Source organism: Thiohalocapsa marina (genome assembly GCF_008632335.1).
In the GTDB taxonomy this organism is placed as follows: domain Bacteria; phylum Pseudomonadota; class Gammaproteobacteria; order Chromatiales; family Chromatiaceae; genus Thiohalocapsa; species Thiohalocapsa marina.
The window spans coordinates 1-5,833 of the sequence record NZ_VWXX01000069.1; the positions used below are offsets into that span (position 1 = coordinate 1).

Genomic DNA, 5,833 nt, shown 5'->3' on the forward strand with positions numbered 1-5,833 from the left:
GGCGTGGCCGACGTGCTGGCGGCGGTGAAGGACCAGCCGTTCATGGCCTCGCTGCTGTACTTCTTCGGCATCCTGACGCTTGCCGGTGAGGGTGCGCTCGCCAAGCTGGTGTTGCGCATCCCGAACCTGGTGGCACGCGCCCTCTACGTTGAGCGACTGCGTGAGCGCTGGCTGCCGGGGTACGAGGAGCAGAAGGTCGCGCGCAGCGCCGCGGAGACCCTCTACCTGCGCGGCGATCCAGCGCCGCTGTGCGACCTCATCGAGCAGCGCTACTTCCGCGTCCTGTCCAACCGCGACTACCGCTGGAGCAACGAACTGCTGGTGAAGTTCGCGTTCCTGACGCTGCTGTTCGACGACCGACTCTACATGGCCGTCTCGGAACTGGAGACCGACCGCGGTTATGCGGATCTGGCCCTGATCCTGCGCCCGGACATGCGTCGCTTCCAAGCGCTGGATCTCTTACTGGAGTTCAAATACCTCGGACTCAAAGAGCTGGGCCTGAGCGGCGAGCAGGTGCGGGGGCGCCCACGCGACGAGCTAGCCGCGCTGCCGGCGGTGGCGGCCAAGCTCGACGAGGCCGCGGCACAGGCACGCACCTATGGTGCGACGCTGTGCGAGCGCCATGGTCTGACGGACCTGCGTGCCTTCGCCGTCGTAGCCCTCGGTATCGAGCGGCTGGTGTGGCGGGTGGTGTGACATGGCTGCGTGGGCTGGGAGCCCGTGCCAGACGAGTAGATCACCGTTTACTTCGCCAGAAATCGCCGTGCTTGGAATATCGAATCTCATAGGTCTGACCATCGATGATTCCAGCTATGCGATGTTCGTCCGATGATTTAGAAAGTTTGCTATCGCCACGGCGCGCTTTATCCGCAGGTTTTCCGGGTGTACCCGATTTGCCTCTAATCCCGCCTTCAACTCTTTCGTGAACTTGATAATGCCTGTCAGATCGATCCAGCGAGCGAGATCGTTCCGCTCTGGGTCATTTAATGGGTTTGCCGCGTGATACGATTCAATAAATCTATCGAAGCGTTTGAAGTCGGCCAGGTGAATGTATTTCTCTGCGAGCGAAAACTCGAATGCGCCATCCAGAACGTCGGTTATCCTTGGGCCATAATACGCATTATTGAAGTCAAACAGATGTGCGCATCCATCGTCATCGATGATGACGTTCTTCGGCGCAACATCGCCGTGGCAATGAACAAATGGCGATGTTGCATATAATGGACCGCGAAACTCTCCATTGTGAAAAGGTTCGCACCGTGGCTCCAGGCTACGCAAAGCCCCGGATACCTCAGGCATGTCGCTGCCGGCGTCGGCATAGGCAGCGAATTGAGGCAGCCAGATCATGCAAAGCTCATCGAAGGTGAAGTCGGTCGGCAGCGGCAGAGGGCTTTTCATTTGAACAGCATGTAGCTCGGCCAGCACCTTAGCGATACGTTCAGTCGGATACTCGGGTCGTTTCCAGATCATCCCTCGCTGCCGCTCGAAGAGAAGCAAGGGGTTTCCATCAAAGGTCATATCTGCAGCTGAACCCGCACGCACAACTGCTGGCGTTGAAATGCCACGCGCGCGCAGTTGCTCGATGAGTTGCTGTTCATACCGAACGTGCTCGGGCAATCGCTGCGTCCGATAATTGCCGGAGACTTTGAACAGCTTCAGGATATAATCCGTGCCATTGGCGACAACCAGAAAAATGCCGTTTTCCGTGGATACGTTCAGCGGCTCTACCCGCGGCTTATTGAATCCAAAAAGGTTTGTAAGCTTGTCGGCCAGACGCTGCTCTTGTTCCCCGAAATAATGAACGCTATTTTCGTTTCGCTCGTAGATGCAGCGCGCGCTGAATCGGTGCAGAAAGGCGTCAATATGCTGGCGATTGCCGCTTGAGGGCAAATAAACGTAGGCATCCAGCAGATGATCCAGGAATGTAACGTTGGGAAACTGCTCCTTCCAGTTCTGGGTTGTGCCCGCGAGAGGAATCTGCCCCAGATGATAAATGGCGCAGTGGTTCGATGCCTTCGGATTGTACAATTTCCAGTGCCGTGGAATATCCGACTCCCGTTTGGGGTCAATTTCTACCAGCAAATCTACATCCGAGCCGAGTTTTGCCAATTTTCCATGAATAAATGGCACTTCATAGATACCCATCATGGAGCGTGCGGCCGAGCCCATGATGTGGATTTTGGTTACGGCGGAAAAGGCCGCAGCCAGCCGGTTCGTTGAGTCCTGGATTTTCTGCTGAATACGCTTTTGCGTTTGTGAGTCGAAACTTGTTTTTCCGGGTTTTATAAAGCTCATTCCATAACTGTTGAGCAGGATGTTCCATTCTCTGTAGAGCTTTGATAGGTCGGTTTTCTGCGTATCACGTTGCTGGCTGAAAGGGAATATGACCTGCATGTTTCGGGGGTCATAAAGCCATTTTTGAACATCCGTCTCGATACCTGTGCTACCAGCGTGCTCGAGTCGCCCGTACAGATCCAGCATCTGGCACTTTATTCTGTTGATCTCGTTCGGGTCTATGTTACCCTGATGTCGTGCGAGGTGATCGGCGATCCGCACGACTTCGTTCAGGCCTCGCATCCGGCGGTAATCGGCTGAAGACCATTTGCTCTCCGATCGCATCTCGACGCGCAGTTGAGATCCCTGATAGGCCATGGGCGATGGCGAATCGTCTGGTGCAAATTTGATATAGTTGAATAATTCCCGGACCTTAGGGAGATGGTACTTTGCGACCTTGATGGCCAGTTTTTCAGGAGGTGCATTCCCTTCGTCAATGACGAAATCCACTTCGTTGGCTTCGAGCAGTTCCAGCACGTCGGCGTGGGTTTCGGCATAAGGTGCATCCAGGTCTACGCTCTTCAGTAGGGCTGCGATTCTATGAAAATCTTCCGGGTCAACAAGAAACTTGCAGTTTCGGTAATGGATGTGATAACCGTCGCCACATTCTTCGATCGATAGGCGGGTCGGATGGTATTTAACCTCGCTTCGCAACCGCGATTCAGTCCAAATACGAACATCGTTCTGGTTGGCGTTGGCAAACTTTCCGTCGCGGTAGTTTTGTTCGTCGATGATTTCGGTCAGTTCTCGAGACTGGACAGTAAATGTGCGAACGAAGTCTTCGAACTCATTTCGGCTAAGTTCGATGCGCAAGTCCCGATAGTGGATATGGATGTTTTCCTCCATATCGAGAAACAGGTTGCGATGACGAGGACGAGTTAGAATGTCCCCACGATAAAGAACTCGTTTTATGACACCCATGCTTCCACCATCTGTAAGGGGTCCGATTTTCTCACGGCGTCAGGGGCTTGCGTGGCTTGTTAGCGTTGCCAGCGTATTGCTGTCGACAATGAGTATCGGCGCGGAAATGATCGATCTGCGAGTCATTGTGGATACACGATCCATTAGTGGTCAACAGGGGCGTGCACTACTGTCGCAGCGTATCCAGGACCATGTCTATACGTTGAACGGCGTGTATCGAGAAAGTGATGTCAGGCTGCGTTCGCGCCTGGTGGCGGTCGATTATTTGCCGATTGCTGAGCGCGATGCGGAACGATTGCTGAAAATGATGACCGATGAGCAGGGGCCCTTTGTCGGTCTGTTTACGCAGGCGTCGTATCTTGGCGCGGACTACACCATTGTTTATGTACGCGGCTTGACGATACGAGGAAAGCATAGATGTGGTCGAGCTGTTGCGGTGAATCTTGCACGGGAGGATCTCGCCTCCACCAGAAAGGCCTTGGCGGTGCTGGATATTGCATGTGGGCCCTTAAGTCTGGCCCATGAGCTTGGGCATCTCATGGGGCTGAATCACGGCGAGCTTGTAGATCGGTGTCAGCCGGATCACGGCCACACGACGGCCGCCGCTCCGTACGCGCTGGGCTACGCGATCGGAAATTGTGACGGTCAACCTCAGGTCGGGGAATTCGGGACCATCATGGTTGGCGGCTGGATGCGGGCGATCTACGGTGACCAGCATCATGTTGTGCCGATGTATTCCAACCCGAGGGTCAAGGATCCCCGTTGTGGCAAGCTGCACGAGTGCGGTAATGATGCGATCGGGGATGCTGCACGATTTTTGAATGAAAATGCCTTTCTTTACTCTGGACATGAGACGGCCCGTATCGGGTCGGATGCTAACGTCGATACGCCTAAGAAAATTCGGCCTTGATCATCGCGCCGGCCGGTAGCCGGTAGGGTAGACAAGCGCAGCGCCGTCCACCAAACCCCGCACTAGCGCTGTCGCTGGTGGACGGCGCTGCGCTTGTCCACCCTACGTGCTCTACTTCGGGAGGTGGCCGGAACGATGATCAAGGCTGAAAATTCTGATTGCTGGCCGGAAAGGCGAATAAATCAGCTGCTCTCTAACAGTGGCCACAGTGTCTCCGGATGGCGCGGGATGAGATTGTACGGGCAATGATGCAGGCTGTAGCTACCAGTCAATCGGATCATTGCTATCCTCATCGCCCTGGTCGGATGTATCACCAAAATCCGTGTCGAATTCGTCCGGAGACGTTCCGCCGTCTTCTTCGGCTCCGCCCGTCCAGTCGTCTACGGTTTGGTCCGCCGGCATCAGCCCATCGTCCTCGAGCATGTCGGTCCACTGCATCGCCTCCTCGAATTCGAAGACGACAAGCTCTTCTTCAGGGAATAGGTCGAATTCGTCGGGTTCGCCTTCTTGCGCGTCTGGGTCGTCATCTTCGGGCTCCGGGGCATCCTGTCCCGCGTCGGTAGCTGGCTCGCGGTCTTGTGCAACAGGCTCTTCGGGCTCCTCGGGCTGGTCGAGATCCGAGTCTTCTGACGGGTAAGCGGATTCCTGTGCCTGCGCGTCTTCAAGTGACGTTTCTTGGGACATCCTCGGTTCGTCTTCCTGCGGCGCGGTGTCTTCCTGTTCGCTTGAAGCTTCGTCCGAGTCAGAGGGCGGGGTAGAGTCGTCTGGCTCAAGTCCGGATTCAGGCTCCATCATGGCGCTGAACTTCGGCTTTTTCCCGCCCTCATCATCGTTGGTGTCAAGTTTGATTTCCTCACCATCCCATGTGCCTTCAATGTCATTGTCGTTGAAGACATCTGGATCGACTTTGACAACATCTTCTAGTTCTTCGGACGACACCTGCTCCCACGCATTGTCCTCGTACAGGTAGTGCGTCATGTCCTGGCCACCCTTGATGGAGTAGCCGATGACTTCGCCTCCAACCTGACTTTCGATTTCGCTAATCAGTTCTTGAGGTTGCGTGGAATCAATGATCTCGTCGCCTGAATAGTCGAGTTTCACCTGAATGATGTTCCCGTCGCTGTCCGTGACGTAGAAAGTGACATTGGAAATCGCATGATCGAGTGACGGCGACGTCGGGCTGGTCGGCGATGTCGGGCTCGTTGGCGACGTCGGGCTCGTCGGACTCGTTGGCGACGTCGGGCTCGTTGGCGACGTCGGACTCGTTGGCGACGTCGGGCTCGTTGGCGACGTCGGGCTCGTTGGTGACGTCGGGCTCGTTGGTGACGTCGGGCTCGTTGGCGACGTCGGGCTCGTTGGCGACGTCGGGCTCGTTGGCGACGTCGGGCTCGTCGGCGACGTCGGGCTCGTCGGCGACGTCGGACTCGTTGGCGAGGTTGGGCTCGTTGGCGACGTCGGGCTGGTCGGCGACGTCGGGCTGGTCGGCGACGTCGGGCTGGTCGGCGACGTCGGACTGGTCGGCGACGTCGGACTGGTCGGCGACGTTGGGCTCGTCGGCGATGTCGGACTTGTCGGCGACGTCGGACTTGTTGGCGACGTCGGACTTGTTGGCGACGTCGGACTTGTTGGCGACGTCGGACTTGTTGGCGACGTCGGACTTGTTGGCGA

4 protein-coding genes and 1 pseudogene are annotated in these 5,833 nt (G+C 56.4%); 2 read left to right on the plus strand and 3 right to left on the minus strand.

Going from position 1 to position 5,833, the window contains the following annotated elements:
• Window positions 1-696, plus strand: a pseudogene (locus F2Q65_RS19120) (PD-(D/E)XK nuclease domain-containing protein); the annotation flags it as partial.
• Window positions 697-810: 114 nt separating this feature from the next.
• Here the strand turns inward: F2Q65_RS19120 and F2Q65_RS19125 are convergent.
• Window positions 811-3,255: a phosphotransferase enzyme family protein gene (locus F2Q65_RS19125; RefSeq protein WP_150094991.1), complete on the minus strand. Its 2,445-nt coding sequence runs from the start codon at window positions 3,253-3,255 to the stop codon at window positions 811-813.
• Between the two features lie 88 nt (window positions 3,256-3,343).
• Here F2Q65_RS19125 and F2Q65_RS19130 point away from each other — a divergent pair, with 88 nt between their 5' ends.
• Window positions 3,344-4,165 carry a zinc-dependent metalloprotease family protein gene (locus tag F2Q65_RS19130; RefSeq protein WP_170265819.1) on the plus strand — a complete coding sequence of 274 codons (822 nt, stop codon included), beginning with the start codon at window positions 3,344-3,346 and terminating at the stop codon, window positions 4,163-4,165.
• Window positions 4,166-4,426: 261 nt separating this feature from the next.
• On the opposite strand, the gene F2Q65_RS19570 is transcribed toward F2Q65_RS19130, so the two are convergent.
• Both F2Q65_RS19570 and F2Q65_RS19135 read right to left on the minus strand, forming a co-directional pair.
• Entirely contained in the window at window positions 4,427-5,266 is an 840-nt protein-coding gene (locus tag F2Q65_RS19570) for a hypothetical protein (RefSeq protein ID WP_170265820.1), read from the minus strand.
• A partial coding sequence (locus tag F2Q65_RS19135; RefSeq protein WP_211354116.1) for a hypothetical protein occupies window positions 5,232-5,833 on the minus strand: 602 nt, incomplete at its 5' end. The genes F2Q65_RS19135 and F2Q65_RS19570, both read right to left, overlap by 35 nt.

Coding starts and splice junctions, on each gene's coding strand:
- F2Q65_RS19130 (WP_170265819.1), top strand. CDS start 3,344: ATGAGTATCGGCGCGGAAATGATCGATCTGCGAGTCATTGTGGATACA.
- F2Q65_RS19125 (WP_150094991.1), bottom strand. CDS start 3,255: ATGGGTGTCATAAAACGAGTTCTTTATCGTGGGGACATTCTAACTCGT.